This window comes from Companilactobacillus nantensis DSM 16982 (assembly GCF_001435815.1).
GTDB classification, from domain to species: Bacteria; Bacillota; Bacilli; order Lactobacillales; family Lactobacillaceae; genus Companilactobacillus; species Companilactobacillus nantensis.
In genome coordinates, this window is record NZ_AZFV01000062.1 from 1 (window position 1) to 3,618 (window position 3,618).

The following is a 3,618-nucleotide window of genomic DNA, read 5'->3' on the forward strand; positions in this document are numbered from 1 at the left end:
TAACTTGTTCTTGCAATTTGCGATGATAATAAACAGATAAAAAGAAGCTAATAATTTTAAATTTATTAAGCTTCTTTTTTTGCTCCCAAGGGTGGCATTTTTAATTATTTTTGTTCATGATAGTCTTTGGGTTTACAATTGTAATATTGTGTTCACTTATAGGAGGGAAAAATGCAGTCATCAAAACTAAATAAAAAATGGTTTCTACTGAGTATGATGCTTGTTGCTGCTAACTTGCGTCTGCCAATCACAATCATTCCACCACTATTGAGTACGATTGAAAAGGATCTAGGTATTCCCAAATCCTTGGCTGGTTTGATTACATCGATTCCCCTAATTACTTTTGCTATTCTTTCACCAGTTATCGTCAAAGTTGCAAAAAAACTTGGTAACGAATTAACGATTTTTGTTTTCTTTATTCTTTTAATCGCTGGTAGTTATTTACGAATTATTCCGACTGTCTGGGCTTTAATGTTGGGGACCTTTTTAGCCGGTGTCGGAATTGATAGTGGAAATGTATTGGTTCCTGCTTTGATAAAAGATCACCTGCCTAAGCAAATCCCTTTGGGTACTAGTCTTTACACCATGTCGATGCTTTTGATTGGTGCTATTGGGACAGCGCTATCTGGTATTTTAATTACCAAAGTTAGTCTCCAAACGACTTTAGCAATTCTTTCCGTTGTTGCAATTGTCGCCTTAGTCTTTTGGATTCCCAACTTGCGCTACAATCATCGTCAAACAACGAATGATAACACTCAAAAAAATTATCGCAGCGTTTGGAATCAAAATCTCGGCTGGTTAATTACGGCTTTCTTCGGCTTACAATCGATTGTCTATTATTCATTTGTTACTTGGTTGCCATCAATTTTACAAAGCCATGGTCTCAATAGTATTTTTGCCAGTAACTTATTAACGCTTTTACAATTGAGCGGCTTACCATGCTCATTCATCGTGCCATTCTTATCTGTCAGAAAAAACGGTATGAGGAAATTATTGATCATGCTCTTTATCGGCTATGCAATTGCACCATTAGGCTATTTATTCTCAACTAGTAATGCAGTTTTCTTAACAATCGTTACCATTGTAACCGGCTTTGGCTCTGGACTTGCTTTCAACATGGCTGTCATCTTCTTTACCGAAAAGACAACTAATCCATACCAAACAGCCGAAGTATCAGGAATGGCTCAATCAGCTGGTTATTTACTTGCCGCAATTGGACCCGTTCTATTCGGTTTTATTGAAAATTCGGTCAACTCGTGGAACTTGATCATTTTAATTTTGGTTGTTTTATCAACCTTATTGGCATTATCAGGTTTACTTGTAGCTCGTCATAAACCTATTGAAGAATAATCCATAGTTTGTGACATAACTATTTTGGTTTTTAATATGGCAACATAAATGAGCAATCCAAAATAGGGTTGCTCGTTTTTTATTTGTCTTAATGTTCGAAAGCTGACCATGTCTTGTCGCANTGTCTTGTCGCACTCTTTTTGTGTTATCTTCAAATCAATTTTATAATGAAACGGTTACATTCTATATAAGGAGACTACTAAGATGAAAAATTTGTTTTTTGACTTTGACGGAACCATTGCAAATACCCAAGAGGGTATCGTCAACGCACTTGAATATATGGCGAAAGAACTAAACATGAAAAACTTGGGTGTTGAAACTTACCAAAAATTTATCGGTCCAGCTATCACTGAAAGTATCCAAAAATACTACCCCGATTTTCCACAATCACGTTATCCCGAAGCAATCAAATCTTATCAATCTTTTTACAACACTAAAGGTGTTTATCAACTAAAACTCTATGACAACATGGAAGAAACCTTAGCTAAATTACAAGCAGCCGGTTATAAACTTTATGTTTCTTCCGTAAAACCTGAATCACTCGTTAAGATTCTTGTTCCTCACCTCGGCCTTGATAAGTACTTCTCAGGCATTTATGGTGCTTCTGATGACGAGACTACTCGCAACACTAAAAAAGCCATTCTACGCTATGGCATGGACGATGCCGGTGTTTCTGCAACTGAATCCGTTATGATTGGTGATCGAATGACCGATATGGAAGGCGGCGTCCAAAATAACGTCCATACTCTTGGTGTAACTTATGGCTTTGGTGACTATGAAGAATTAGCCAATTCAGGTGCTGAACACATTGTTGAACATGTTTCCGATATTCCTACCGGGGTAAAAGAGTTTGATTAGCTCAATTGATCTGGAACATTTCAACACCTTGGGGAAATTCTGTGGAAAACGCGATATCTCTGAACTGACAGCTAATGCCCTACATCGAGAATATGGTTCCAAGCAAGCAGATGTCTTCGTTTTATTTGGTGGCAGTATTCTCTATGGCGTTGACATTTTAGCCACAGCGCTACGACACCAAGTTGCCAAAAAATATGTCATTGTCGGTGGTTTTGGTCATACAACTGCAACGCTACAACGAACCGTTATGGAACAATATCCAGATATTCCTGCAACTAAAATGCAAGAAGCTGAAATTTTTGCAGCACTACTAAAGAAACGATTCGATTTAACAGTTGATTACTTAGAAACTAAATCAACCAATTGTGGCAATAACATCACGTACTTGTTAGATTTACTTCAAAAGAAGAATATTAATTTTCAATCAATTATTTTAGCTCAGGATGCGACGATGCAAAAAAGAATGTCAGCCTGTCTAGCCAAATACGTTACTTCAAATATCCAGATCATTAATTTTGCCACATACCAAAATCAATTAATTTTGAAAAATCAGCAGGTAACTTTTACCAAAGATATCCCTGGAATGTGGACTCCCGAACGATATATGAAATTATTAATGGGTGAGATTCCTCGCTTAACTGATGACAAAAATGGTTATGGTCCAATGGGCAAAAATTACATTAGTCACGTTGATATTCCGAAAGATGTCGAAAATTCATATCAATTTTTGACTGCAAAATACCCACAGATCAACCGTCCAAGCAATAATCTGTATTTTTCTTAAAATAATTTGAACTTCCTCCTTGCTATGAAACGGGTTCGATAGAATATCATACTTTGTGTAGAGAAGTTAAGACATGTCGAACCACTTCATTGAATTTATAAAAAATGCAAGGGAGATATCCATTATGTTTAAAATTTTTAGAAAGAACCACACAACCGCAAATATCGAATTACAAGATAATAACCAATTGAGTGCTTTGAAACTAGCTGCTAAAAAAACTGCCGACGAATTCAATGTCGACGAACAAAATATTCAAAGTAGTATTTTTGCCAGTGCTGCCGCTGGTAACACTATCATCGCTGACCGTGCTGTCTTCATGTATGCCACTAACGAGAAAAAGAGCCGTGTTCACACAATGATGATGACTTTCAAGAACCCTGTTGCTTGGGGCAATGACAAGACACCAATCGACTACCTAATCGTTGGTATGTTCCCAGCTGATTCCGATCAAGATACTGTTAATGCTGTGACTGAAAAAATCACTAATATTATGCAAGATAAGTCAGAACAATTAGACGATATTAAATTTAACAACAGCGATTTAAACAAGCTAAATCAATCATTCACTGACTAAAATTATTATTAAATCGCGTTGCACTTGTTAATTATGCCGCCTCCAGGAACAA

The 3,618-nt window shown here is 36.6% G+C and carries 4 protein-coding genes; all 4 read left to right on the forward strand.

The window, feature by feature from the left end; translation table 11 throughout:
- The first annotated feature begins 171 nt into the window (after positions 1-171).
- Positions 172-1,350: a CynX/NimT family MFS transporter gene (locus FD31_RS13625; RefSeq protein ID WP_057893310.1), complete on the forward strand. Its 1,179-nt coding sequence runs from the start codon at positions 172-174 to the stop codon at positions 1,348-1,350.
- Positions 1,351-1,554: 204 nt separating this feature from the next.
- Positions 1,555-2,208, forward strand: a complete 654-nt coding sequence (locus FD31_RS13630) for an HAD hydrolase-like protein (RefSeq protein ID WP_057893311.1) — start codon at positions 1,555-1,557, stop codon at positions 2,206-2,208.
- Entirely contained in the window at positions 2,201-2,992 is a 792-nt protein-coding gene (locus FD31_RS13635; protein ID WP_235805377.1) for an ElyC/SanA/YdcF family protein, read from the forward strand. The genes FD31_RS13630 and FD31_RS13635 overlap by 8 nt, the downstream gene beginning before the upstream one ends.
- Before the next feature lie 124 nt (positions 2,993-3,116).
- The gene (locus tag FD31_RS13640; protein WP_057893312.1) at positions 3,117-3,566 is read left to right on the forward strand and encodes a PTS sugar transporter subunit IIA; all 450 of its coding nucleotides are present in this window, start codon (positions 3,117-3,119) and stop codon (positions 3,564-3,566) included.
- The last annotated feature ends 52 nt before the right edge of the window (positions 3,567-3,618 follow it).